Genomic DNA, 23,691 nt, shown 5'->3' with positions numbered 1-23,691 from the left:
CATGGCGCCGCCCCGGTAATCCGATTAGAAGCGGAAGGTTGCGGTGGCGACCACCTGGCGTTCAGCGCCCCAGTAGCAGCCATAGGTGGCAAAGCAGCTGGAAACGTATTCTTTATCAAACAGGTTGTTCACGTTGATGCCAATCGAGGAGCCTGGCAGATTGAAACGCGCCAAATCGTATTTTATCGCCGCATCTACAACCGTATAGTCCTTTACTTTAAAGGTGTTGGCTTCATCACCATAGCTGGAACCGACATAACGAACGCCGGAGCCCAGGGTCAACCCGCTGAGTGCGGTTTCATGGAAGGTGTAATCCGCCCACACTGAAGCCATATGTTTTGGAATCGCCGCCGGGGTATTGCCCTGTAGCGTGGTGTCCTTGGTGTACTCGGCATCCGTGTAGGTATAAGACCCCAGCAGGTTGACGTTGGCCGTCAGTGCGGCTTTGCCTTCCAGCTCTACCCCGCGGGAGCGGATCTCCCCTCCTAGCACGCTGGCAAACGAGTGATCCGGATCGGGATCCGCCACCTTATTGTTGGTTTTGGTCAGCTGATAAATCGCAATGCTGGCAGTAATTGGGCGATCTTTAGGTGCAAACTTCACCCCGGCTTCATACTGCTTGCCTTTGGAAGCGGCGAAGGTATTGCCACTAAAGTCAGTCCCTGAAGTAGGTTCAAAGGATTCACTGTAGCTGACATAGGGCGCAATGCCGTTTTCAAATACATAGTTCAAACCTGCGCGGCCGGTGAACTCGTTGTCCTTCTGTTTTGATACCAAATTCTGTTTCAGGCGGTTAGTGCTGTTGGTGTCACTCCAGTCATAACGCCCGCCCATGGTCAGCACCCAGTTGTTCCACTCGGCCTGATCCTGCACGTAAAGCCCGGTCTGCTCTTGGCGGTTAACCTGGCTGGCGCCGCCGGTAATGGTATAGCTTTGATTGCCGTACTGCGGCGCCACCACATTAAGGCTAGAAGCACTGCCATACTGATAAACGACGTCGTTACGCATACGCATGTAGTCCACCCCCATCAGCAAGGTGTGATCAACCGCTGCCGTCGCAAACTTTGCCTGCGCCTGAGTGTCCACTGCAAAACTCGACAAATGCTCTTTCGAGTTCATCACCCCACGCGTCAACTCTGCAGGATTGGTCGCGCTGATGCCCTGGCCATAGATAGAACGGTAGTCCACGTCCATCTTGGAATAACGCAGGTTTTGACGCAGGGTCCACACATCATCAAAGCCATGCTCAAAGGCGTATCCCACCATCTGTTGCTTACGCGAGATGTTGTTATAACCCGGCTCACCGTCGTTGAAACTGGTTGGCAACTTGCCGTTAATCCCATTTTGTACCGTCCCCTCTTTCGGCAGCCAGCCATAGAAGCCCACGCTTGGGTCATCCTGGAAACTGCTGAGGAATGTCAGTGACGTACGATCATCCGGCCGCCAGCTGAAAGAAGGCGCAATCGCATAGCGTTTGCTCTTCTCACCGACCTGCTGCTGATCTTCATCTCGCGCCAGACCGGTCAAGCGATAGGAATAAATGCCGTCATCATCCAATGCCCCGCCAAAGTCGAAGCCGGTCTGGAACAGATTGTCGGTACCCATTTTAAACTGAACTTCACGCAGGGTTTCCGTGGTCGGCCGCTTACTGACCAAGGCGACAACCCCGCCCGGGTTGCTCTTGCCATAAAGCACCGACGAAGGACCGCGCAACACTTCCGCACGTTCCAGGAAGTAAGGGTCAATTTGGTAAATGGAATAGTTATCGTCCTGCAGCTTCAGCCCATCCAGGTACATGTTGGTACCTACCGAACTGAAACCACGAATATTTACGGCATCATAAGCGGTAGAGGCGCCGCGGTTGCCCACCATCACGCCCGGCGTATAAGCCAGTGCGCCTTTTACCGTATCCGGCTGGCGCATATCCATCTCTTCACGCGTCACGACGGAAACCGACTGCGGAGTCTTTTCAATCGGCGTGTCGGTCTTGGTTCCGGTGGCACTGTGTTTGGCCGCGTAGGTCCCTACCGGTCCCCAGGCGTTTTCCTGCTGCGATTGGCTGCTGCCCACCACGGTAAGGGTCTCTTCCTTGGCGGCGGACTTGGTATCGGCGGAAAATGCCGGCATAGCCAGCGTGCCAAGGGCGGCAGCGATAGTCATCGCTAACCCACTGACGTGAGAACGGCTCTGCTTGGCCGCGGAAGGAAGACGCTTGGTCGACATAGGTGGTTTCTCTGATGAATTATTTGATAACGAATGTAAACGATAATAATTATTATAATCGCGGCATTTTATGCAGAAGCTAAATTAAACTGCAAGTCGAATTCAGCCGGTAAATTGGTGTGCGATTAACCGCTTAGCCACATCAAGCAGGTGGAAATAAACTGCGCAGAGAAATAAAAAAGCCCGCAACGGGAAGTTACGGGCTTAATAATAAAGAAAAACTTTTCACCTGAGCGGTGACATGCAAGGTCGCTTACTTGCCGAACATGTCCTTGATCCAGCCGGCAACGCCGTCAGCATCTTTTTGTTCGCCCGCTGGCTGTTGCTGCTGCTCTTGTTGCTGCTGCTGAGCGGCCTGACTCGCCTGGCACAACCCCTGCGGATTATCGGTCCATACCGGAATGGTACGCCCACCGCCGCCACAGACGAAGTTACCGCTGCCGTCGATAGTCATCTGGTTGATACCTTCCGGCGGTTGCAGCATCAGCGGCAGCGGCGTCTGGTTTTCCAGATAGCGGCGATACAGCGTCAGCGCACCGTTGGCACCGGTCAGCTTGGCTGGGCCGTTGTTATCGCGCCCTACCCAGGCGATAGCCACTTCTTTACCGTCGATACCGGCAAACCAGCTGTCGCGCAGGTCGTTGGTGGTACCGGTTTTCGCCGCCAGATTGTAGTTGGGGAATTTCACCGACAATGAGCGGGAAGTCCCGCGCGCTACGCCCTGCTGCATCGCATACAGCGTCAGGTAAGCCGCCTGGGCCGGTACCACGCGTTCCGCCTGCGGGAAGCTCTGGTACAGCACTGAGCCGTCTTCAGCAATCACCGAACGCACCGCAGACAGCGGAGCACGGTTACCGCCACCGGCAATGGTCTGGTATTCCTGCGCCACTTCCATCGGCGTCAGGCCAATCGCGCCGAGCAGCATCGAAGGCACCGGATTGATTTCAGCTTTCGGAATGCCCAAACGCTGCAGCGTTGCGCTGACCTGATCCAGGCCAACCGACATACCCAGGTTTACCGTCGGTACGTTGAGTGAAAAGGCAAGGCCATCCACCAGCATCACCTGCCCGCGGAACTTGCGGTCATAGTTGTTTGGCTGCCAGACGGTGCCGTTCGACAATTTCAGCGTCAGCGGCTGATCCGCCAGCCAGGTGTTCAGACGATATTTGTCCGGCTCAGACAGCGCAGTCAGGTACGTCGGCGGCTTGGCCAGTGAACCGACCAGGCGACGCGCCTGCATGGCACGGTTAAACCCGGCAAACTGCGGGTTGGCACCGCCGACCATGGCGCGAACTTCGCCGCTGAAACGATCGACAATCACCATCGCCGCTTCCAGATCCTGAACATGACGAGCCGCTTTCAGGGCCGGCACGCCGTCTTCAACCGCTTTTTCCGCCGCATCTTGCGACACCGGATCCAGCGTGGTGAAGATTTTCACCCCGGACAAGTCGTTAACCTTGTCGCCCAGCTTGGCTTGCAGCTCCTGACGCACCATCTGCATAAACGCCGGCTGCGGTGTGATCACCCCACCTTTCGGCTGCACGCCCAGTGGACGAGCGCTGAGCATGTCGTACAGTTCAGCATCAATAACGCCCTGGTTCTGCAACAGTTTGAGCACCAGGTTACGACGTTCCAGCGCCAGCTTCGGGTTACGCCAAGGGTTATACAACGACGCGCCCTTGACCATGCCCACCAGCAGCGCCTGCTGATCCAGGCTCAGTTCGTCCACCGGACGGCCGAAGTAGTACAGGCTGGCCAACGGGAAACCACGAATTTGATCGTTGCCGCTCTGGCCGAGATAAACCTCGTTCAGATACAGCTCAAGGATGCGATCCTTGCTGTAACGGTAATCCACCAACAACGCCATGTAGGCTTCATTGGCCTTACGCCACAGCGAACGCTCGTTGGTCAGGAACAGGTTTTTTACCAACTGCTGCGTCAGGGTACTGCCGCCCTGCACCGCACGTCCGGCGGTCAGGTTAGCCAGCACCGCACGACCGATGGAGTAAGGACTGATACCGTCATGCTCATAGAAGTGACGGTCTTCGGTGGCAATCAGCGTATCCACCAGCAGGTCAGGGAAACCGGCGCGCGGCACGAACAGCCGCTGTTCGCCGTTCGGCGACTGCAACATGGTGATCAGACGCGGATCGAGACGGAAGAAGCCGAAGCTGCGCTGGTTTTCCATGTTCTCGATATTCGCGAGACGGTTGTTCTGGAAATTCAGACGCGCGTGGATCTGCCCTTCTTTGCCGTCCGGGAAATCAAACGGACGACGCAGCAACTCAATGCTGTTGGCCTGCACGGTAAACTCACCCGGGCGCGTCATGCGGCTTACCTGGCGGTATTGCATGCCCTCGAGTAAATTGACCATTTCCTTTTTGCTGTACGGCATGCCCGGTTCCAGGTTGACCATGCGGCCATAAACCGCCGCCGGCAACTGCCAGACCTTGCCGTCAATGCGGCTGCGGATCTGCGAATCCAGGTACACGCCATAGATCGCCAACAGCACGGCAACCACCAGAATCAGTTTGATCAGCAGGCCGAGCCAACGGCGTTTTTTACGCGGCGGAGTCGCTTTTACCTTACGCGGCATGCGTTCTTCCTCGTCTTCATAATCATCATCGTCATCCTGGTACTCGTCTTCCTCGTAATCATCGTAATCGTCATCTCGACGACGGCGCGGCGGCTTGCGCGACGCGGTGCGTGTTGGTTGTTTCCCTTTGCGCCCGATGGGCTCGCGGTCATCCCCAGCCATTGCTGTTGTTCTCCAGACTTGGCGGCACTGCCGGCCATTATGAGTCGCTTAATCTGTCGCGGCGCCAGACCGCTGAACAGAAGAAACATCTGAATTCTTCTTCTAAATAATTGGCGTTGCATCACAACAAAACCAACGGTTTTGTTGAACAGCGCTTGCGCTGGCCCCAACGGGGCGAGGCTCTGCCGAGTAACGCGATGAGAGAGCTTATCCCGATGAGCTTACTCTAGTAAGTGATTCGGGTAAGTGAACACAGCCAACACAGATGCGGCGTCAAATATGACGAGGCTACTGATATTTTTTCGTGCGCCGCGTCGGGGCGGTATTCGCCGGATCGTCCGGCCACACGTGTTTCGGGTAGCGCCCTTTCATCTCTTTTTGCACTTCCCGGTAAGCCCCCTGCCAGAACGCCGCCAGATCGCCGGTAATTTGCAACGGCCGGTGCGCCGGTGAGAGTAACTCAAGCACCACCGGGATGCGACCTTCGGCCAACATCGGGCTGCGCTGTTCACCGAACACTTCCTGTAAACGCACCGCCAGCGCCGGAGGTTTTCCGGCATCATAACGGATGGGCAAGCGGCTGCCGGTCGGCACAGTGTAATGAGTGGGTAGCGCATTATCCAGCCGCTGTTTTTGCTGCCAGTTAAGCAACCGCGCCAAAGCCTCGGCGATATTCACCTGTTTTAATCCGCGCATGTCCCGCACGCCACCGAGCGACGGCAATAACCACTGCTCCAGCGAGGCCAACAGCGACTCATCGTCGACCGGCGGCCAGGCGGCCTCCGGCAACCAGTTTTGCGCACACTGCAAGCGCAGCCGCAGCTGTTCGGCGGCGGTATCCCAGTTGAGTACCGCTATGCCCTGAGCGCGAACCCAGTTAATCAATGCCTGCTGCAGCTCTTCGTCCGCCGGCTTGGCCAACGGTTGAGCACGCAGCGTCAGACGACCAATTTGCTGGCGTTTCCAGGCACGTAAAGTGCCCTTTTCTTCATCCCATTCCACCGCCGTTTGCTGGGAAACCATCGCCGGCAACTGCGCCGCCAGTGCATCAATTTCCACCGGCAACGCGAGCAGGATACGCGCATCGGGGCTGTTGTGCCCCTGTAGCAGGCTTGGCACGATAAGCCAGGGGGCACGTGACAATGCTTCATCCTGATTCATCGCCGCGCCCATGCCATTGGCCAGCAGATAGCGGCCATCCTGCCCCCGTCGTTGGGCAATGCGATCGGTAAACGCCAATGCCAGCAGCCGCGGTGCCAGTTCGACATCGATCCGCCCCGCTTTCACCTGCAGACGGCGAGCTAGCTGTGTGGCGCGGCGCTGCCAATTTGGCTGCGGACGACTCAGCCAGTAGCCGATATCCATTTGCCCACCGCGCGGGGGTTCCTCCAGCAACGCAGCCAAAGCAGCGGCCGTCGCCAACCCATCCGCCCCCAGTTCTGCGCCGTGGGTCAGCATCGCCGCCAAACGCGGCTCACAGCCCAGAACAGCCATTTGTCGGCCCCGCGCCGTGAGCTTATCGGCGTCATCGGTGGCGCCAAGCTGCTGCAATAGCCTTTTTGCAGCGGTCAGCGCCGTTTCCGGCGGACGGTCGAGCCAGGTCAGTTGCCCGACGTCATGGCAACCCCATTGCAGCAGTTCCAGCCAAAAACCGGCGAGATCGCTTTGCAGGATTTCCGGCTCGGCGTGCTCTGCCGCCCGTTCAGCCTGCTCTTTGGCAAACAGATGCCAGCAGATGCCCGGTTCCAGACGCCCGGCGCGGCCTGCACGCTGGATCATCGACGCCTGGCTGACTCGCTGAGTCACCAGCCGCGTCAGACCATTGCGCACGTCATAACGCGCAACGCGTTCCAAGCCACTGTCCACCACCAACCGAATACCTTCGATGGTCAGACTGGTTTCGGCAATATTGGTCGCCAGCACCACCTTGCGGCGCCCGGTCGGCGCCGGTTGAATCGCCTTCTGCTGCTGCGCCAGCGGTAAAGCGCCGTACAGTGGGCACAGCTCGGTATCGGCCGCCACTTCACCGTTCAACCGCTCCAGCACCCGGTTGATTTCTGCCACGCCGGGCAGGAACAGCAGCAGCGATCCCGTTTGCTCAGACAGCAGGCGCTTCACCGCCGCCGCCACGCCGTCCTCCAGCCGTTGGTGGCTGGCCAGGGGCTGATACTGGCGCTCTACCGGGAAGCTGCGCCCGGCAGATACCACCGCCGGTGCCTGTGGCAACAGCTGCGCCAAACGGGCATTATCCAGCGTCGCCGACATGATCAGCAGTTTCAGATCGTCGCGCAGCCCTTGTTGTACGTCCAACAGCAGCGCCAACGCCAAATCGGCCTGCAGGCTGCGCTCGTGGAATTCGTCGAGGATCACCAGTGAAACGCCCTGCAGCTCGGCATCCTGCTGCAGCATGCGGGTGAGAATGCCTTCGGTCACCACCAGCAGCTTGGTCTCCGGCCCGCTTTTGCTTTCGGCGCGCATGCGGTAGCCCACGGTCTGACCGGGCTCTTCCCCTAACTGCTGCGCCAACCGGTACGCCACGTTCTTCGCCGCCAACCGCCGGGGTTCGAGCATGATAATGCGGCCAGGCAATCCGGCTTTAGCCAGGATCTGCAATGGCAGCCAGGTCGATTTACCGGCGCCGGTCGGCGCATGCAGCAGAACCTGCGGAGCGGATTGCAGCGCAGTAAGCAATTCATCAAGAACCGCGCTGACGGGCAGTGAAGACACAGAACTCTCCGTAGTGGTTAACATTAGACGGCGCACATTGTAGCATTAGACTCTGCGTTTCATTTACTTGCCGGGTATCTATGTCCAGTTCGCGCCGCCTGTTTTTCGCCCTGACCTTGCCTGATGCGCTGCAGCAGCAGGTGATCCGCTGGCGTGCCGATGCCTTTACGCCGGAAGCCGGTCGGCCGGTCGCGGCCGCCAATTTGCACCTGACGCTGGCCTTTCTCGGCGACGTCACGGCGCAGAAAGAAACGGCGTTGAAAAAACTGGCCGGTCGCATCAGTCAGCCCGGTTTCAGCATGGTGCTCGATGATCTCGGTCACTGGCAGCGTCCCGGCGTCGTTTGGCTTGGCACCCGGCGCGCACCACGTGGGCTGTTGCAACTGGCGGAATTGCTGCGCTCGCAGGCGGCGCGCAGCGGCTGCTACCAAAGCCCAATGCCGTTTCATCCGCATATCACCCTGCTGCGCTCCGCGACCCAGCCGGTCGCCATACCGCCCGCAACGCCGGGCTGGCACTTCAGCGCCAACGAATTCGCCTTATACCAGTCAGTTTTTGAAAACGGCCGCACGCGTTATCAGATGCTTGAACAATGGCCCTTAGCCCCTCAGGACACCCCATGATTTTTACGCCCCCCCTGCGCCATGCCACGCTGATTAAACGTTACAAACGCTTTCTGGCGGACGTCGTCACGCCAGAAGGGGAAACCTTCACGCTGCACTGCGCCAATACCGGGGCCATGACCGGCTGTGCGACTCCCGGCGACACCGTTTGGTACTCCACCTCGGATAATGCCAAACGCAAATACGCCCACAGCTGGGAACTGACGCATACCCAACAGGGGGATTGGATCTGCGTAAATACCCTGCGTGCCAATGGGCTGGTACGCGAGGCAATCGAACAGAATCTAATCAATGAATTATCCGGTTACAGTAAAATCAGCAGCGAAGTAAAATATGGCAGTGAAAATAGCCGTATCGATTTGTTATTACAGGCAGAAAATCGAGCCAACTGCTATATTGAAGTTAAGTCAGTCACATTACTGCAACAACAACGTGGTTACTTTCCTGATGCGGTAACGCTCAGAGGACAGAAACACTTGCGTGAGTTGCAAAGCGTGGTTGAAAACGGGCAACGGGCGGTATTGTTCTTTGCTGTGTTACATAGCGGTATTGAGCAGGTCGCACCGGCACATCATATAGATGAGCGTTATGCGGCACTGTTGGCACAGGTTCAGCAGTTGGGCGTAGAAGTGGTTTGTTATGGGGCTAAATTATCACCTGACGGTATATCTCTCTGCGATAAGTTACCGTTTTTTATCGATTAGCGCTGACCGGGTACAAATAATCCGACTACCGGTTATCGCATCGCCAAATACGCCTTCCTTCACACCATTGTCAAGCAGGCGACAGGAATAATTGCCAACCTACTCCCCATCTGGTATTTATAGCGGCCTGTTTTTCCCCCGCATTGGGGATTCGATAGTGCGTGTGTATGTAGGAGAAGCAACATGCAAGAAGGGCAAACCCGTAAAACCTCGTCCTTGAGCATTCTCGCCATCGCTGGGGTGGAGCCGTACCAAGAGAAGCCGGGCGAAGAGTACATGAACGACGCCCAGTTGTCGCATTTCAAGCGCATTCTTGAAGCATGGCGCAACCAGCTCAGGGATGAAGTGGACCGTACTGTATCGCATATGCAGGATGAGGCAGCAAACTTCCCTGACCCGGCCGACCGTGCCACTCAGGAAGAAGAATTCAGCCTTGAACTGCGTAACCGCGATCGCGAACGCAAACTGATCAAAAAGATCGAGAAAACGCTGCGAAAAGTAGAAGACGAAGATTTCGGCTACTGCGAATCCTGCGGCGTGGAGATTGGCATTCGTCGCCTCGAAGCGCGTCCGACTGCCGATTTGTGCATCGACTGCAAGACTCTGGCCGAAATCCGCGAAAAGCAGATGGCCGGCTAATACAGTTGTTATCGCTGCGGCGTGCGCGTCAGTGTGCGCCGCACAGAGAAAAGGGAAAGTTTCCCCTCTGATATGCAAGAAAGACATTATGTGGGGCGCTTTGCCCCATCGCCTTCCGGGGATCTGCATTTTGGTTCGCTGATTGCCGCTCTGGGAAGCTACCTCCAGGCTCGTGCCCAACACGGGCAATGGCTGGTTCGCATTGAAGATATCGATCCCCCGCGCGAAGTCGCCGGTGCGGCCGATCGTATCTTATCCGCTCTGGAACACTATGGTCTCCACTGGGACGGCCAGGTCATCTATCAATCCCAACGTCACGAAGCTTACCGCGCCACTCTGGAACACCTGCATCAGCAGGGACTGAGCTATTTCTGCAACTGCACCCGCAGTCGTATCCAGCAGATTGGCGGTCTTTATGATGGTCATTGCCGTGCTTTGAATCTCGGCCCGCAGGGCGCCGCCATCCGTTTGCGCCAATCCAGCCCGGTTTATGCCTTTCACGATCGCCTGCAGGGTGAATTGCAGGCCGATCCGGCGTTGGCGCGGGAAGACTTTATTATCCGTCGACGCGATGGGCTGTTCGCTTATAACCTGGCGGTGGTGGTTGATGACCATTTTCAGGGCGTGACCGAAATCGTGCGCGGCGCCGATCTGATCGAACCTACCGTGCGTCAGATTGCGTTGTACCGTCAGTTACAGGCGCCGGTGCCCGCCTATGTTCATCTGCCGTTGGCGCTGGGTGCCAACGGCATCAAATTGTCGAAGCAAAACCATGCGCCCGCGCTGCCCACAGGCGATCCGCGCCCGGTGCTGGTTGCCGCACTGAAGTTTCTGCGCCAACCGGTGCCGGAAAGCTGGCAAGATCTTGACCTGCCGTTATTATTGAGCTGGGCGATCGCACACTGGAAGCTGGATGATGTGCCGCGTCAGGAGGCTATTCCCCTGGACGAAAACACATCAGCATTCTCAAAAGAGCCATGGTGAGCTATGATTAGCCGCTATTTTTTGTTAGCGCCATTTTTTTCAGACACTATCGAGGTGTACCATTTTTACCCGAGTAGCCAATTTCTGCCGTAAGGTGCTAACCCGCGATGACAAGCTGCCGCGTGACGATGCGCCGGTCAGCGATACAAACGTAGTCCGCGAAGAAAGCGCGGTGGCTGCGAAGCCGTCTGCGCCGCAGCAACGTTCCGCCGATCGCGGCAGAGATACTCCTGCCCGCCGGCAGGCACCGCGTAAACGCCCACCTTTTCCTGCCGCAGAGGGAACCGGCCCAATGACCGTTATCCCCCGCGATCAGCACTCCATCTCACGTAAAGACATCAGTGAGAACGCGCTGAAGGTGCTGTACCGCCTGAATAAATCCGGCTTCGAAGCTTATCTGGTCGGCGGCGGTGTACGTGACCTGCTGCTGGGCAAAAAACCGAAAGATTTCGACATCACCACCAACGCCACGCCGGAGCAAGTGCGCAAGCTGTTCCGTAACTGCCGCCTGGTGGGCCGCCGTTTCCGCCTGGCGCACGTGATGTTCGGGCCGGAAATCATCGAGGTTGCCACCTTCCGTGGCCACCACGAACAGCAAACGCCGGATTCTGACAAGAACTCTTCCCAGCAGGCCCAAAACGGCATGCTGCTGCGCGACAACATCTTCGGTTCGATCGAAGAAGATGCTCAGCGTCGCGACTTCACCATCAACAGCCTGTATTACGGCGTGGCGGACTTCACCCTGCGTGATTACGTCGACGGCCTGCGCGACCTGAAGCAGGGCGTGATTCGTCTGATCGGCGATCCGGAAACCCGCTACCGCGAAGACCCGGTACGCATGCTGCGTGCAGTGCGCTTTGCCGCCAAGCTGGACATGACCATCAGTGACGAAACCGCCGAGCCGATCCCGCGTCTGGCCTCGCTGCTGCATGAGATCCCACCGGCACGCCTGTTTGAAGAGTCGCTGAAACTGCTGCAGGCAGGCTACGGTTACCCAACCTATCTGAAGCTGTGTGAATACCAGCTGTTCCAGCCGTTGTTCCCGCAGATCGCACGTCACTTCACCCCGACCCATGACACGCCAATGGAGCGTATTCTGGTTCAGGTGCTGAAGAACACCGACTACCGTCTGCAAAACGACATGCGCGTCAATCCGGCATTCCTGTTTGCTGCTATGCTTTGGTATCCGCTGCTGGAACATGCGCAGAAACTGGCGCAGGAAAGCGGTCTGGCGTACTACGACGCCTTCGCACTGGCGATGAATGACGTGCTGGACGAGCAATGCCGTTCATTGGCGATCCCGAAACGCATTACCACGCTGGTTCGCGATATCTGGCAGTTGCAGCTCCGTCTGTCTCGCCGCCAGGGCAAGCGCGCGCACAAGCTGATGGAACACCCGAAATTCCGCGCCGCTTACGATCTGCTGGCGCTGCGTGCCGAAGTGGAAGAAAACCAGGAGATGTTGCGTCTGACCGAATGGTGGGGCGAGTTCCAGGAAGCCACCCCGGCGCGCCAAAAGAACATGTTGAGTACCTTGGGTGACGATCCGGCGCCGCGCCGCACACGTCAACGCCGCCCTCGCCGTCGGACGCCGCGTAAAGAAGGGGAATAATGATCCGCGTTTATATCGCGCTGGGCAGTAACCTGGCGCACCCGTTGCAACAGGTCAAGGCCGCACTGGAAGCGCTCGAGCATCTCCCGCGCACCCGGTTGATCCTTTGTTCTTCGTTTTACCGCACCAAGCCGCTGGGGCCGCAAAACCAGCCGGACTTTCTCAATGCGGTGGTGGCGCTGGATACCTTGCTACCCGCGGAACAGCTGCTGGATCATACCCAGGCGATAGAACGCAATCAGGGCCGCGTGCGCAAAGATGAGCGCTGGGGCCCACGCACCCTCGATTTAGACATCATGCTGTACGGCGATCAGGTTATTCATACCGATCGCCTGACGGTGCCGCATTACGGCCTGAAAGAACGCGAGTTCATGCTCTACCCGCTGGCGGAAATCGCCCCTGACCTGATTTTCCCGGACGGCGAGTCGCTGACCAGTTGCCTGAAGCGCGTGCCGGAAAACGGCATGGAACTGTGGCATAAACCCAAGTAAACGCCAGCGTCGGGCGCAGTTCATATACGGCGCCCTCACAGCACCACCTGCGCGACAAATCCCCCTTCCGGCCGATTGGCAAAGCTGACGCGCAGACCGTGCAAACTGGCGATACGCTGCACTATGGATAATCCCAGCCCGCTGCCGGTTTGTTCCTGTCCTGGTGGGCGATAAAAACGTTCCCCCAGCCTTGTCAGGTGTTCCTCCGTCACGCCCGGACCATCGTCTTCGACCCTCAGCATCCGCTCTGTAAGCTTCACCGTAACGGTGCCGCCTGCCGGTGTGTAACGCACTGCGTTATCCACCAGATTGCGCACCAGCAGCGACAGCAGCAGCGCTTGCCCCTGTAACGGCGGTGGTGTGCCCTGCTGTTCATAGCGCAGCGTGACACCTGCGGCATGGGCATGACGATCCTGTTCGGCCAGGGTCATCGGCACCAGTTGCCCCCAGTCGACCGCTTCCAGTTCGGCCAGATCAGACAGTGAATCCAGCCGCGAAAGCGTCAGCAGCTGATCCACCAGCCGGGTTGCGCGATCGATACTCACCGTCAGGTTTTCCAGCGCATGCTCGCGCATCTGTTCATCATCACCCGCCAGTTGCACCACTTCCGTCTGCACCCGCAGCGCCGCCAGCGGGCTGCGCAGCTCATGGGCCGCATCGGAGGTAAAGCGCCGCTCACGCACCAATAGCGCATTAATGCGGGCAAACAGCGCGTTAAGCGCATCCACCAGTGGGCGCACTTCGGTAGGTACCTGGCGCGCGTCCAGCGGTGTGGCGTCATCCGGAGCGCGCTTGCGCAGTCCAGCGGCGACCGTGCGCAATGGCTTCAGTTCTCGCCCGACCATCAAGGCAATCAGCAGCATCAGGATCGGCAGCGTCACCAGCCAGGGCACCAGTTGCCCGGTCACCATGCCCAACGCCATATCGCGTCGATAGTCCCACTCCTGCCCCACGACGATGCGATAACGCCCGTCCGGGCTGGTCAGCCACAGCAGGCGCCAACTGTCGTCATCACCTTTGCGTTCACCATCGGTAAAGCCTTCTCGCTCGCCATCAAACAGGAAATCCGCCCCGTTCTCGCCATCATTGAGCAACATCTTGCCGTTACGGTCGAAAATGGCGAACGCCAGCGCGTCGTCGTCCTGCTCGCCGCGTTTACCGTGATGCACCAGCTTCTTGGTTTTCGGCAGGCTGCGTGCATTTTCGTCGGCCAAAAGATCCCCCAGATTGGCGGTCGCCAGGCGTTTGGCGAACAACATCTGTTGGGTATCGAACACTTCGTTGATGTTGTTGCGCGTCATCATCCACGCCACCAAACTGGCGGAGCACCAGGTCAATAATGCCAACAGGCTGAAGATCAGGATCAGCCGCAACCGCAGACTAAGATGTTTCACGGCACATCCCCCAGGGTATAACCCACGCCGTGAATGGTGCGGATAAAACTATTGCCCAACTTGCGTCGCAGGTGGTGAATATGCACTTCTACCGCGTTGCTGCTGACCTCATCGTCCCAGTTGTACAATTTTTCCTGGATCAGCGGCCGCGCCAGCACCCGCCCCTTGTTGTGCAGAAACAGTTCCAGCACCGCCAGCTCGCGCGGTGTCAGCGTGACCGGTTCACCGTTACAGCTCACGCTGCGGGTGGCGGCGTCAAATACCACATTGCCATGCACCAACTGCGGCATCAGTTGGCCGTGGCGACGACGGATCAACGCCTGCAGGCGAGCCGCAACTTCCGCCAGGGCAAAAGGCTTGCACAGGTAATCGTCAGCGCCGCTCTGCAAGCCGCTGACCCGCTGCTCCAACGCATCACGCGCGGTGAGGATCAGCACCGGCACGTCATGGCCAGCCTGCCGCCACTGTCGCAGCAGATCCAAACCGTCGAGACCCGGCAGGCTGAGATCGAGAATAACCGCGTCGTAAGGCGCGCTTTCCAGCGCGTTTTTCCCCACCAGACCATCGGTAAACCAGTCCAGATTAAAGCCGAGTTTGGTCAAGCCGGCCTTGATGCCGTCGCCAATTAACTTGTCATCTTCTATCAGCAAAATTCGCATGTGCGTCCTTTTTTAGCCATTGCCGCCCATTACACCACAAGGTTCTTAAGAAGCTCTTAAGCATGATGATCTGCGCTACCCACCCCGTTAGGGTTACAGTAGAATGACAGCACTTTTTTGCAGCCAGGGCCCTGTGCATACCGCTCGGCCCTATTCAGGAGACGTAGTGATGAAACCCACCACCGTGACCCATTTGCGCCAGTGGAAGCAGGAACAACGCAAATTTGCTTCCCTCACCGCCTACGATGCCAGCTTTGCCAAACTGTTTGAAGAGCAAGGCGTTAAAGTGTTGCTGGTAGGCGACTCGCTGGGGATGACGCTGCAGGGCCACGACTCCACGCTGCCGGTCACCGTCGCCGACGTTGCCTATCATACTCGCGCCGTCCGCCGCGGCGCCCCAGCCTGTCTGTTGCTGGCCGATATGCCTTTTATGAGTTACGCCACGCCGCAATCGGCCTGTGCCAATGCCGCCGAGCTGATGCAGGCCGGCGCTAACATGGTGAAGCTGGAAGGCGGCAGCTGGCTGTGCGAAACGGTGAAAATGCTGACCGAACGTGCCGTGCCGGTGTGCGGCCACCTTGGCCTGACACCGCAATCCGTTAACGTGTTTGGCGGCTACAAAGTGCAAGGCCGTGATGAGCTTGCCGCCAAGCAACTGCTGGAAGATGCCAAAAATCTGGAGCTGGCCGGCATGCAGCTTCTGGTGCTGGAATGCGTGCCAACCGAATTGGCGCGTAAGATCACCGAAGAACTGACCATTCCGGTGATTGGCATCGGGGCCGGCAATGCCACCGATGGCCAAATCCTGGTGATGCACGACGCGTTCGGCATCACCGGCGGCCACACGCCTAAATTCGCTAAAAACTTCCTGGCGCAAAGCGGCGATATCCGCTCGGCGGTGCAACACTATATTCAGGACGTGGAGCAAGGAATTTACCCCGCTGAAGAGCACTCATTCAACTAAAGTGACTGCGTTAGGAGTTATGGAATGGTAATTATCGAAACCCTGCCTCTGTTGCGTCAGCAGATCCGCCGCTGGTGTCAAGAGGGTAAACGCATCGCGCTGGTGCCGACCATGGGCAACCTGCACGAAGGCCATATGACGCTGGTCGATGAAGCACGTGCACGTGCCGATGTCGTGGTGGTCAGTATTTTTGTCAACCCGATGCAGTTCGAACGCCCTGACGATTTGGCTCGCTACCCGCGCACCCTGCAAGAGGACAGCGAGAAGCTGACCCGTCGCGGCGTAGAATTGGTGTTCGCACCCGCGCCGGCCGATATCTACCCGCAGGGGCTGGAGCAACAAACCTATGTCGACGTACCTGGCCTGTCCTCCATATTGGAAGGGGCCAGCCGTCCGGGCCACTTCCGCGGCGTCGCGACCATTGTCAGCAAGCTGTTCAACCTGGTGCAACCGGATCTGGCCTGTTTTGGCGAGAAGGATTATCAGCAACTGGCGTTGATCCGCAAAATGGTGGCGGACATGGGTTACGACATCGACATCGTCGGCGTGCCTACCGTACGCGCTAAGGATGGCCTGGCGCTCAGTTCACGCAACGGCTACCTGACCGCCGAAGAGCGTAAAATCGCCCCTCAACTCAGCAAGATCATGAATGCGCTGGCAGAACAGCTCAGCAACGGCGAACGCCATGTCGACGAGTTGCTGGAACACACCGCCGCTCAGTTGCGCAGCGCTGGTTTCACACCGGACGAACTGTTTATCCGTGACGCCGACAGCCTGCAACCGCTGGGCGTGGAAAGCCAACGGGCAGTGGTGCTGATGGCCGCCTGGCTCGGCAAGGCGCGCTTGATTGACAACCAGCAGGTTGATCTGACGCTGTAAGCTACTTTTTGTGCAGTCGTCACTGTTACAGCCCCTCTGAAAGTAGACATGGAGGGACTTATCGGTGACGATAAACGCCGGATGGATGTTCAACCTCAATCGCCTGTGAAGGCGGATACTCAGTTAGGTAAAGTTATGATACGTACTATGCTGCAAGGCAAGCTGCATCGGGTGAAAGTGACTCAGGCCGACTTGCACTATGAAGGTTCCTGCGCCATCGATCAGGACTTCCTGGAGGCCGCAGGCATTCTGGAATATGAAGCTATCGATATTTATAACGTTGATAACGGTCAGCGTTTCTCAACCTATGCCATCGCCGCCGAACGCGGCTCGCGCATTATTTCGGTCAACGGGGCGGCAGCGCGTTGCGCCTGCGTCGGCGACAAGCTGATCATCTGTTCTTACGTGCAGATGAGCGATGCCGATGCCCGTCAACACCATCCGAAAGTGGCCTACTTCGAAGGCGACAATAACCTGCAGCGCAAGGCGAAAGCCGTGCCGGTTCAGGTCGCCTAAAAGTCACAACGGGCGCCGTCGGCGCCCGTTTCTTCCTGATTACTGCACCACCAGCGTTCCCGGCTTGTTGGCGATTCTGTCCGCCATGGTCTGAATCGAGTCGGTACGCAGAATGTACAACCGCTTCAGCGTATAGGGGTTGTCCCCCGGCTTCACTTTGCCCTGCACCGTGGTCACCGCCATATGGAAACCGGCATCCTTCGCCGCCTGTATCGCCCGTTGGTTATAGCCGCCAAACGGATATGACACATACAGCACATGCGGATTAAACTGCGACAGCGCGCGGCGCGAGTGCTCAAAATCGAATTCTATGTTGTGCAGCGAACGGCTCAGCAGGATCGGCTGACGATTGCCGTCGGTACGATGCAGGAAATGCGTATGCGACTGCACGTCGAACACGTCCTGGATCTGCTTCAGTTCGGAAATGCTCATAAACTGCAGCGAATCAGGATTCCACTTTTGCGGGTGGCGCTTGATGCGTGAAGATATAATAAACGCCGTGGCGCGGAAGCCGTAATTCTTCAATACCGGGTAAGCGTAACGGTAGACCGATTTCAGCCCGTCATCGAACGTCAGCACCACGGCCTTGCCGGGCAGGTTGATCTGGTTGTTCAGATAGGCTTCCAACTGATACAGGGAAATCGTGTCGTAGCCCGCCTGCTTCAGGTAGGTCATCTGATTGCTGAACGCCACGTCGGAAGTGGTGGTCGAGGTATGGCGGAAACGCTTGTTCTCTTCGTTTTTCAGCAGGTGATGGTAGGTCAGCACCGGAATACCGGTGTCGATCTCGCAGTCCAGCTCACTGACATAACCCAAACGATCGCCAATGTTGATCTCATACCAGGTATTGTTGAGCCGATCCTTCAGCTTGCCGATAATCGGGTAGCGCAGATTCTCTTCCAGCACGCCAAACACATCACTGGTGTTATCCGCATCGGTATAGACGTTGATCGCCTTTTGAGTGATCAGGTTCTGGTTGGTCAGCGGCTTATTCAGTTCGCCAAGATCGTCCTTCACCTTGCGCGATTTTTTAAGATCGCGCACATCGTCTTTATCGATAAACCCGGTGCCGTGACCGAATTTGAACTCGTAATACTCCGCATCCGCCGGGAACACCTGAATCAGTTGCCCCTGCTTCACTTCGCCGACCGGAATAACGTGTTCGCCAATCAGCGAATAAACCTCGCTGTCGCGCTGCGCTTCCATATATTCGGATTTAACGGCGCTGTCTTCCGACAACAAACTTGCCAGGCTGGCCGGGGAAGCAAACGACAACAGGATGCCGAGTACTCCAGCCGCTATCTTGTGTGTAGACCGCATGGTTATATTCTACTTACGAGTACGTAATACCCGTCGTATTTCAGACTGCAGCGTTGTTACCTGCACTCGATCATCTCATGATTTACCTGAGGATGAGTGAGCTGGCCGCCTGGCTGCAACTTGAAATTCATAGGGTATATAACAAAATGGAGAAAATGTGGAGCGTCAGCATAGCACGATTTGAACAGCGGGGAGAAAGGGGTTATTCGAGCAATTTTATTGATTTACGGGATGCCTGCCGCAGATTGATAAACGCGTCCCCGTACGTCTGCCCGGGGACGCCATACTATCAGGTGCGCAAACCGCGGCCGCGCTCGATCAGGAACCAGACCAGCAGATAGAACACCGCGATAAACGCCACCAGCACTGCCATGGTGAACGCCAACGGTACATCGCTGATACCCAGGAAACCGTAGCGGAAACCGCTGATCATGTAGACGATCGGGTTCAGCTTGGACACCGCCTGCCAGAACGGCGGCAACAGCGTCAGCGAGTAGAATACCCCGCCCAGGTAGGTCAACGGCGTCAGCACGAAGGTCGGGATCAGGCTGATATCGTCAAAGGTGGTGGCAAACACCGCGTTAATCAGGCCCGCCAACGAGAACAAGATCGCCGTCAGTAGCAGCGTGACCACAATCACCCACCAGGCATGCACCTGCAGCGGCACAAAGAACAGCGAGATCACGGTCACCAACACGCCGACGCAGATACCTCGCGCCACGCCGCCGCCGACGTAACCGGCAATCACCACGTGCGTCGGCACAGGAGCCACCAGCAGTTCTTCGATATTGCGCTGGAATTTGGCGCTGAAGAACGACGAGGCCACGTTGGCGTACGAGTTGGTGATCACCGCCATCATGATCAGGCCGGGAACGATAAACTGCATGTAATCGAAACCGTGCATTTCGCCGATACGTGAACCAATCAGGTTGCCGAAGATGATGAAATACAGCGTCATGGTGATCACCGGCGGCACCAGGGTCTGGATCCAGATACGGGCAAATCGGTTGATCTCTTTAGCCCAAATGCTCTGCAAAGCCACCCAATACAAACGCGTCATGCTTTTTCTCCATTACCGTTAACCAGGGTGACAAACAGCTCTTCCAGCCGGTTGGCCTTGTTACGCATGCTCAGGACCTGGACGCCCTGTGCGCTAAGTTGGGTAAACAGGCCGTTCAGGCCCTGCTCGCGCATCACTTCCACCTCCAGCGTCGAGGTGTCCGTCAGGCGATGACGGTAGCCGTCCAGCTTCGGCAGCGGGCTTTTCGCCGCCAGATCGAGGATAAAGGTTTCGGACTTCAGCTTGGCCAGCAGGCCTTTCATCGAGGTGTTCTCCACCAGATCACCGTTCTGGATAATGCCGATATTGCGGCACAGCATTTCTGCTTCTTCCAGATAGTGAGTGGTGAGAATAATGGTGGTGCCCTGGGCGTTAAGCTCTTTCAGGAAGCCCCACATCGAGCGACGCAGCTCGATATCCACCCCGGCAGTCGGTTCATCGAGGATCAGCAGTTTTGGCTGATGCATCAAGGCCCGGGCGATCATCAAGCGGCGCTTCATGCCGCCGGACAACATGCGAGCGCGTTCTTCGCGCTTGCCCCACAAATCCAGCTGAGTCAGGTATTTTTCCGCACGAGCCAAGGCTTCGCGGCGGGTCACGCCATAGTAGCCCGCCTGATTGACCACAATCTGCATCACGGTTTCGAACGGGTTAAAGTTGAACTCCTGCGGTACCAGCCCGAGCTGACGCTTGGCGTTAACGATGTCTTTGTCGATGTCGTAGCCGAACACCCGTACGCTGCCGGAGGTTTTGTTAACCAACGAACTGATGATGCCGATGGTCGTGGATTTTCCGGCGCCGTTCGGCCCCAGCAGGGCGTAGAAATCCCCCGCTTCGACATTGAGATCGATCCCGCGCAACGCCTTGACGCCACCGGCGTAAGTCTTGGTTAACTGCGCTAATTCCAGTGCATAATTCATAAGTTAAAAAGTACCTTGTGACGATGAGTATGCTGCTGCGTTTTTGTAATGAAGATGATCTTATCATCAGCAGCGTTTTCACTGAGGCAAATCCGTGCGGTATATTCAGGTTCCATCCCGCCATATTGAATAAAAAGTGGCCGAATATCGCCCGGCGCCACTGTTCCGATATCCAAATTGTGACGCTTGTCCTATATTACCCCAACGCAATCTGTTCGTTACAGGCCTATAACCGCCATGAAAGAGATCGAAAAGCTTATCGCCAATAACCACACCTGGTCAGCTAACATCAGCAAGGAAGACCCAAACTTTTTTGAACGCTTAGCACAGGCGCAAAAGCCCCGTTTTTTATGGATAGGTTGTTCTGATAGCCGCGTACCGGCGGAAAGACTGACCGGATTGGAGCCGGGTGAACTGTTTGTTCACCGTAACGTGGCGAACCTGGTGATCCACACCGATTTAAACTGCCTGTCGGTGGTGCAATACGCCGTTGACGTGTTGGAAGTCGAGCATATTATTATCTGCGGTCACCTGGGCTGCGGCGGCGTGGAAGCGGCGGTCGAGAACCCGGAACTGGGGCTGATCAATAACTGGCTGCTGCACATTCGCGACCTGTGGTACAAACACAGCTCACTGCTGGGTGAACTGGAACCGGAACAACGTCTCGACGTGCTGTGTGAAATCAACGTTATTGAGCAGGTCTACAACCTGGGCCATTCCACCATCATGCAATCAGCATGGAAACGCGGCCAGAAAGTGATGATTCACGGTTGGGTGTACGGGATCCAGGACGGCCGCCTGCGCGATTTGGAAGTGGCTGCGACCAGCCGTGAAAGCCTGGAAATGGGCTATCGCAAAGCCATGGCCACGCTGCAACAGGATAAAGGCATCTAAAGCTCATAGGGCGCGGCATGCCGCGCCCACAGCAGTTTACTCGTCCAGCAGCACCACTTTGCCGACGTACGGCAAATGGCGGTAGCGCTGAGCGTAGTCAATGCCGTAACCCACCACGAATTCGTCCGGGATTGAGAAACCGACGTACTCAACCGGCACTTCCACTTCACGGCGTTCAGGCTTGTCCAACAGGGTGCAAATCGCCAAGGATTTCGGCCCACGCAGCGCCAGAATTTCACGCACTTTGTTCAGCGTATTGCCGGAGTCGATGATGTCTTCCACGATCAGCACGTCTTTGCCGCGGATATCTTCATCCAAATCCTTAAGGATTTTCACGTCGCGAGTCGTGGACATGCCGCTGCCGTAGCTGGAAGCGGTCATAAAGTCGACCTCATGCGGCACTTCGATGGTGCGACACAGGTCAGCCATGAACATGAAGGAGCCGCGCAGCAGCCCGACCAGCACCATATCACTGCCGCTGTCGCGGTAATGTTCGGTGATCTGGCGGCCAAGTTCGGCAATACGGGTCTTAACTTCCTGCTCGGAAATCATTACGTCTACAGTGTGTTTCATAGTTTTCAGGTCAGTTGCCGGAAGAAGGGCGCAGAGTTTAGCATAGCCTGAAGCCGGTGGCGACGCGAGTGCGCCGCCACTTGAAAGACAACGAGGAGATCAGTCAGCTACCGTAAAGCCCATCATCATGCCGGTATCTTCGTGTTCCAGCAGATGACAGTGAGCCATATAGGCGTGATCGCTATTGGCCAGGTGATCGAAGCGCACCAACACTTCACTGCGCCAACCCTCTACGCGCACCGTATCTTTCCAGCCGCTGCGATGGGCCGCCGGCGGTTTACCGTTTTCCGACAGGATGCGGAATTGAGTGCCGTGAATATGGAACGGGTGCAGCATCATGTCGCCTTCGCCGGAAAGGGTCCACTTTTCGTACTTGCCGCGTTTGGCTTCAAACATCGGCTTGGTCATGTCGAAGGCCTTACCGTTGATCATATTGCCATGGCTGAAATCGAACGGCTTCGCGCCGTGATCCATGCCTTTCATATTGCCGTGGTCCATGCCCTTCATACTGCCGTGATCCATACCCTTCATGCTGCCGTGATCCATCCCTTGCATACCGGACATATCACCGCTGTCGCCTTTGCCCATGCCACCGTGATCCATACTCATGCCGGCCATGGCCTGATGGCCATAGCGATCCATCAGCGCCTGCATACCCAGCTTATCCAACTGCGGGTTCATCATCAGCTGCAGCCAACGCTCCTGAATGCCGGTCACCGCAGGCAGCGCTGGCAATTTCACCAGGCTGTCTGGCATCGTCTTGATGCCCTGCGCCAGCGAAGGCTGGATATGCAATACCGGCAGCGGCTGGTCGAACGGTGCCAGCGTCATGCCCATCTGTTTGACCGGTAGCGTGACGATATCGAAAGCTTTGCCGTCAGAGGCATCCACCAGCACTTCGAAACGTTCGCCCATCAGCATCGGCAATTCGGTTAGTTTGACCGGCTCGGCCAGAAAACCGCCGTCGCTGGCAATCACATAGAGTGGACGGTTATCGCTGGCGGCCAGGTTTAGCGAGCGTGCATTACAGCCATTGAGGAAACGCAGACGCAGCCAGCCGCGAGGGGCCACGTGGCGCGGATACTGAGCGCCGTTGGTGAACATGCGGTCGCCAAACCAACCAACGGCAGCACTCATCACGTCCAGTTGGTATTCAATTTGCGCGTCCTTACCCAGCCGCTTGTCCTGCAGGATCACCGGAATATCATCCTGCCCCCAGGTTTTCGGCAGCGGCAGCTTACTGCTTTCGTCATCTTCCAGCAGCACCAGCCCGGCCAAGCCCTTCATCACCTGCTGGCCGGTCTTGCCGTGGGTGTGCGGATGGAACCAGCAGGTAGCTGCAGGCTGCTCGATAGTGAACTGCACCCGGCGCGTTGCGCCTGGCTGAATCAGCGCCTGCGGTCCACCGTCTACGTCACCGGGGATTTCCAGACCGTGCCAGTGAACGGTACTGGCTTCCGGCAACGCATTGCGGATATCCACCGTGACCGATTTGCCACGCTGTAGGCGCACCGCCGGCCCCAGCAACGCGCCATTAAAACCCCAGGTTTGGGTCGCCTTGCCCGGCAGCCAGTTCACCTCACCGGTTTGCAGCGCCAGAGCAACGTTCCCTTGTGCGTCCGGCATCAGCAGTGGCGGGATCGGTAACGCCGGCAATTCAGCCGCCCACGCGCCCCGGCTCCACAACGGTAAAGCGCTTGCCGCGCCCAGCGCAGCGGTCAGTTTGATAAAATCACGGCGTAACATCGCTG

At 57.3% G+C, this 23,691-nt stretch carries 20 protein-coding genes; 10 read left to right on the top strand and 10 right to left on the bottom strand.

Annotated elements, in window-relative coordinates; genetic code table 11:
* Nucleotides 1-24 precede the first annotated feature (24 nt).
* From fhuA to hrpB, 3 genes are all read right to left on the bottom strand, one after another.
* Nucleotides 25-2,223, bottom strand: a complete 2,199-nt coding sequence (gene fhuA, locus M2407_RS15125; RefSeq protein ID WP_116691766.1) for a ferrichrome porin FhuA — start codon at nucleotides 2,221-2,223, stop codon at nucleotides 25-27.
* A gap of 253 nt (nucleotides 2,224-2,476) precedes the next feature.
* Entirely contained in the window at nucleotides 2,477-4,981 is a 2,505-nt protein-coding gene (gene mrcB / locus M2407_RS15120) for a bifunctional glycosyl transferase/transpeptidase (protein WP_046372662.1), read from the bottom strand.
* A 288-nt stretch (nucleotides 4,982-5,269) separates the two neighbouring features.
* Entirely contained in the window at nucleotides 5,270-7,732 is a 2,463-nt protein-coding gene (gene hrpB, locus M2407_RS15115) for an ATP-dependent helicase HrpB (RefSeq protein ID WP_259218532.1), read from the bottom strand.
* A gap of 56 nt (nucleotides 7,733-7,788) precedes the next feature.
* On the opposite strand from hrpB, the gene thpR reads away from it, so the two are divergent.
* The 6 genes from thpR to folK all read left to right on the top strand — a co-directional run bounded on the left by thpR (nucleotide 7,789) and on the right by folK (nucleotide 12,761).
* The gene (gene thpR, locus M2407_RS15110) at nucleotides 7,789-8,331 is read left to right on the top strand and encodes an RNA 2',3'-cyclic phosphodiesterase (RefSeq protein ID WP_142814452.1); all 543 of its coding nucleotides are present in this window, start codon (nucleotides 7,789-7,791) and stop codon (nucleotides 8,329-8,331) included.
* Nucleotides 8,328-9,035 carry a DNA/RNA nuclease SfsA gene (sfsA, locus tag M2407_RS15105; RefSeq protein WP_115058047.1) on the top strand — a complete coding sequence of 236 codons (708 nt, stop codon included), beginning with the start codon at nucleotides 8,328-8,330 and terminating at the stop codon, nucleotides 9,033-9,035. The genes thpR and sfsA overlap by 4 nt, the downstream gene beginning before the upstream one ends.
* A gap of 183 nt (nucleotides 9,036-9,218) precedes the next feature.
* On the top strand, nucleotides 9,219-9,674 hold the full coding sequence (gene dksA / locus M2407_RS15100) for an RNA polymerase-binding protein DksA (protein ID WP_020828563.1): 456 nt from the start codon (nucleotides 9,219-9,221) through the stop codon (nucleotides 9,672-9,674).
* A 72-nt stretch (nucleotides 9,675-9,746) separates the two neighbouring features.
* Nucleotides 9,747-10,658 carry a tRNA glutamyl-Q(34) synthetase GluQRS gene (gene gluQRS, locus M2407_RS15095; RefSeq protein ID WP_259218530.1) on the top strand — a complete coding sequence of 304 codons (912 nt, stop codon included), beginning with the start codon at nucleotides 9,747-9,749 and terminating at the stop codon, nucleotides 10,656-10,658.
* 61 nt (nucleotides 10,659-10,719) lie between these two features.
* Nucleotides 10,720-12,270 (top strand): polynucleotide adenylyltransferase PcnB, encoded by a 1,551-nt coding sequence (pcnB, locus tag M2407_RS15090; RefSeq protein ID WP_071844533.1) that lies wholly within the window; start codon nucleotides 10,720-10,722, stop codon nucleotides 12,268-12,270.
* The gene (folK, locus tag M2407_RS15085; RefSeq protein WP_046372659.1) at nucleotides 12,270-12,761 is read left to right on the top strand and encodes a 2-amino-4-hydroxy-6-hydroxymethyldihydropteridine diphosphokinase; all 492 of its coding nucleotides are present in this window, start codon (nucleotides 12,270-12,272) and stop codon (nucleotides 12,759-12,761) included. The genes pcnB and folK overlap by 1 nt, the downstream gene beginning before the upstream one ends.
* Nucleotides 12,762-12,796: 35 nt before the next feature.
* On the opposite strand, the gene qseC is transcribed toward folK, so the two are convergent.
* Together qseC and qseB are read right to left on the bottom strand one after the other, a co-directional pair.
* Entirely contained in the window at nucleotides 12,797-14,155 is a 1,359-nt protein-coding gene (qseC, locus tag M2407_RS15080; RefSeq protein WP_128865423.1) for a quorum sensing histidine kinase QseC, read from the bottom strand.
* Entirely contained in the window at nucleotides 14,152-14,814 is a 663-nt protein-coding gene (gene qseB, locus M2407_RS15075) for a quorum sensing response regulator transcription factor QseB (protein ID WP_020828567.1), read from the bottom strand. The genes qseC and qseB overlap by 4 nt, the downstream gene beginning before the upstream one ends.
* Nucleotides 14,815-14,983: 169 nt before the next feature.
* Here qseB and panB point away from each other — a divergent pair, with 169 nt between their 5' ends.
* The 3 genes from panB (at nucleotide 14,984) to panD (ending at nucleotide 17,173) form a co-directional block, all read left to right on the top strand.
* Nucleotides 14,984-15,778 (top strand): 3-methyl-2-oxobutanoate hydroxymethyltransferase, encoded by a 795-nt coding sequence (gene panB / locus M2407_RS15070; RefSeq protein WP_020828568.1) that lies wholly within the window; start codon nucleotides 14,984-14,986, stop codon nucleotides 15,776-15,778.
* A 24-nt stretch (nucleotides 15,779-15,802) separates the two neighbouring features.
* Nucleotides 15,803-16,657, top strand: a complete 855-nt coding sequence (panC, locus tag M2407_RS15065) for a pantoate--beta-alanine ligase (RefSeq protein ID WP_259218529.1) — start codon at nucleotides 15,803-15,805, stop codon at nucleotides 16,655-16,657.
* 135 nt (nucleotides 16,658-16,792) lie between these two features.
* Nucleotides 16,793-17,173, top strand: a complete 381-nt coding sequence (gene panD / locus M2407_RS15060; RefSeq protein WP_037416822.1) for an aspartate 1-decarboxylase — start codon at nucleotides 16,793-16,795, stop codon at nucleotides 17,171-17,173.
* A gap of 39 nt (nucleotides 17,174-17,212) precedes the next feature.
* Here the strand turns inward: panD and M2407_RS15055 are convergent, their stop codons facing one another.
* From M2407_RS15055 to M2407_RS15045, 3 genes are all read right to left on the bottom strand, one after another.
* Nucleotides 17,213-18,493, bottom strand: coding sequence for a polysaccharide deacetylase family protein (locus M2407_RS15055; protein ID WP_142814450.1), 1,281 nt, complete (start codon nucleotides 18,491-18,493; stop codon nucleotides 17,213-17,215).
* Between the two features lie 289 nt (nucleotides 18,494-18,782).
* Nucleotides 18,783-19,553: an ABC transporter permease gene (locus M2407_RS15050; RefSeq protein ID WP_020828572.1), complete on the bottom strand. Its 771-nt coding sequence runs from the start codon at nucleotides 19,551-19,553 to the stop codon at nucleotides 18,783-18,785.
* On the bottom strand, nucleotides 19,550-20,473 hold the full coding sequence (locus M2407_RS15045; protein WP_020828573.1) for an ABC transporter ATP-binding protein: 924 nt from the start codon (nucleotides 20,471-20,473) through the stop codon (nucleotides 19,550-19,552). The genes M2407_RS15050 and M2407_RS15045 overlap by 4 nt, the downstream gene beginning before the upstream one ends.
* Before the next feature lie 237 nt (nucleotides 20,474-20,710).
* Between M2407_RS15045 and can the strand changes: the two genes are divergently transcribed.
* Nucleotides 20,711-21,367: a carbonate dehydratase gene (gene can, locus M2407_RS15040; RefSeq protein WP_012146699.1), complete on the top strand. Its 657-nt coding sequence runs from the start codon at nucleotides 20,711-20,713 to the stop codon at nucleotides 21,365-21,367.
* Between the two features lie 36 nt (nucleotides 21,368-21,403).
* Here the strand turns inward: can and hpt are convergent, their stop codons facing one another.
* Together hpt and cueO are read right to left on the bottom strand one after the other, a co-directional pair.
* Nucleotides 21,404-21,940 carry a hypoxanthine phosphoribosyltransferase gene (gene hpt / locus M2407_RS15035; RefSeq protein ID WP_071827054.1) on the bottom strand — a complete coding sequence of 179 codons (537 nt, stop codon included), beginning with the start codon at nucleotides 21,938-21,940 and terminating at the stop codon, nucleotides 21,404-21,406.
* Nucleotides 21,941-22,039: 99 nt separating this feature from the next.
* Complete coding sequence (gene cueO / locus M2407_RS15030; RefSeq protein ID WP_259218526.1) at nucleotides 22,040-23,686, bottom strand: multicopper oxidase CueO; 1,647 nt, start codon at nucleotides 23,684-23,686, stop codon at nucleotides 22,040-22,042.
* Nucleotides 23,687-23,691 lie beyond the last annotated feature (5 nt).

The sequence above is a fragment of the Serratia sp. BIGb0234 genome (assembly GCF_024809915.1).
Taxonomy (GTDB): domain Bacteria; phylum Pseudomonadota; class Gammaproteobacteria; order Enterobacterales; family Enterobacteriaceae; genus Serratia; species Serratia liquefaciens.
Note: the sequence above shows the minus strand (reverse complement) of the source record. Positions and strands in the feature narration are given on the sequence as shown.

Coding starts and splice junctions, on each gene's coding strand:
- hpt (WP_071827054.1), bottom strand. CDS start 21,940: ATGAAACACACTGTAGACGTAATGATTTCCGAGCAGGAAGTTAAGACC.
- panC (WP_259218529.1), top strand. CDS start 15,803: ATGGTAATTATCGAAACCCTGCCTCTGTTGCGTCAGCAGATCCGCCGC.
- panB (WP_020828568.1), top strand. CDS start 14,984: ATGAAACCCACCACCGTGACCCATTTGCGCCAGTGGAAGCAGGAACAA.
- fhuA (WP_116691766.1), bottom strand. CDS start 2,223: ATGTCGACCAAGCGTCTTCCTTCCGCGGCCAAGCAGAGCCGTTCTCAC.
- folK (WP_046372659.1), top strand. CDS start 12,270: ATGATCCGCGTTTATATCGCGCTGGGCAGTAACCTGGCGCACCCGTTG.
- M2407_RS15055 (WP_142814450.1), bottom strand. CDS start 18,493: ATGCGGTCTACACACAAGATAGCGGCTGGAGTACTCGGCATCCTGTTG.
- sfsA (WP_115058047.1), top strand. CDS start 8,328: ATGATTTTTACGCCCCCCCTGCGCCATGCCACGCTGATTAAACGTTAC.
- mrcB (WP_046372662.1), bottom strand. CDS start 4,981: ATGGCTGGGGATGACCGCGAGCCCATCGGGCGCAAAGGGAAACAACCA.
- can (WP_012146699.1), top strand. CDS start 20,711: ATGAAAGAGATCGAAAAGCTTATCGCCAATAACCACACCTGGTCAGCT.
- cueO (WP_259218526.1), bottom strand. CDS start 23,686: ATGTTACGCCGTGATTTTATCAAACTGACCGCTGCGCTGGGCGCGGCA.
- M2407_RS15045 (WP_020828573.1), bottom strand. CDS start 20,473: ATGAATTATGCACTGGAATTAGCGCAGTTAACCAAGACTTACGCCGGT.
- hrpB (WP_259218532.1), bottom strand. CDS start 7,732: ATGTTAACCACTACGGAGAGTTCTGTGTCTTCACTGCCCGTCAGCGCG.
- dksA (WP_020828563.1), top strand. CDS start 9,219: ATGCAAGAAGGGCAAACCCGTAAAACCTCGTCCTTGAGCATTCTCGCC.
- thpR (WP_142814452.1), top strand. CDS start 7,789: ATGTCCAGTTCGCGCCGCCTGTTTTTCGCCCTGACCTTGCCTGATGCG.
- panD (WP_037416822.1), top strand. CDS start 16,793: ATGATACGTACTATGCTGCAAGGCAAGCTGCATCGGGTGAAAGTGACT.
- qseB (WP_020828567.1), bottom strand. CDS start 14,814: ATGCGAATTTTGCTGATAGAAGATGACAAGTTAATTGGCGACGGCATC.
- M2407_RS15050 (WP_020828572.1), bottom strand. CDS start 19,553: ATGACGCGTTTGTATTGGGTGGCTTTGCAGAGCATTTGGGCTAAAGAG.
- gluQRS (WP_259218530.1), top strand. CDS start 9,747: ATGCAAGAAAGACATTATGTGGGGCGCTTTGCCCCATCGCCTTCCGGG.